This is a genomic window from Mesorhizobium sp. WSM4828 (assembly GCF_055811175.1).
In genome coordinates, this window is the sequence record NZ_JBVVQK010000138.1 from 1 (window position 1) to 234 (window position 234).

At 66.7% G+C, this 234-nt stretch carries 1 pseudogene; it reads left to right on the forward strand.

Annotated elements, in window-relative coordinates:
• A pseudogene (locus AC0L2X_RS32660) lies at positions 1–234 on the forward strand (hypothetical protein); the annotation flags it as partial.

The window sequence follows — 234 nt, forward strand, 5'->3', positions numbered from 1 at the left end:
GTGCCCGACTATCTCGCGGCGATGGACGTCGCGAGCCTCCCGCAGAGCCTCGACGGCGTGGGCAGCTTTCGCTACACGACGAAGATCAGCGAATACCGCGCGGCCGGCCTACCGATCGTTACCGGGCAACTGCCGCTTGCCTACGACCTCGACGACGGCCGTATCTGGCGGATCCCCGGACGCTTTCCCTGGGATCGCGAGTATGTCGCCGGCCTGGCCAGCAGGATGAACTCC